This window comes from Enterobacter sp. CM29, from assembly GCF_013179605.1.
Lineage (GTDB): Bacteria > Pseudomonadota > Gammaproteobacteria > Enterobacterales > Enterobacteriaceae > Enterobacter > Enterobacter intestinihominis.
Map to the genome: position 1 here is coordinate 1 of NZ_JABMCU010000403.1, position 517 is coordinate 517.

Consider the following 517-nt stretch of genomic DNA (forward strand, 5'->3'; position numbering starts at 1 on the left):
CTCTCTTTGACCGCAAGCGTCAGGCCAAGCCCGATACCGTAGCGGTCAAGCTGTGGCGAACAGACTGTACAGATCCGGTAAAACTGACCGCCTTCCGCAAACAGCAGCAGCGCGCTGGTGGCGAAGGCGATGTGCGGCACGGCTAACAGCCACGGCAGACGGGTGCTCAGGCGCTGCCAGCCATCACCCGGCCAGAGAAGCGCAAGCAGGCTCAGGGCGATAAACAGTGAACCCAGCGTCGCGATGAGGGTTGATACCAGCGTAGCGGCCAGCGCCTGCGGCAGCTGCGGGTCGGCAAACAGCGCCGCCCAGTTACTGAGAGAAAACGCCGGGGCCAGCAGCATGCCGCTGGCGAGAAGCAGTGGCAGATAGATGACCGCCATTGCCGCCCAGACCAGCCCGCTTAGCGGGTTCCGTAGCGGCGAAGCCATTCCTGCTCCAGGGCGTTAACCCAGGCGGCGTGCGGTTCGGGAAGCACATCAGGCGTGCCTGAAGGGGTAAAGGCATGAAGCTGTTT

1 pseudogene is annotated in these 517 nt (G+C 63.4%); it reads right to left on the reverse strand.

Annotation, left to right across the window (positions count from 1 at the left end):
- Positions 1-431, reverse strand: a pseudogene (locus HP459_RS23330) (thiamine ABC transporter permease); the annotation flags it as partial.
- Between the last annotated feature and the right edge of the window lie 86 nt (positions 432-517).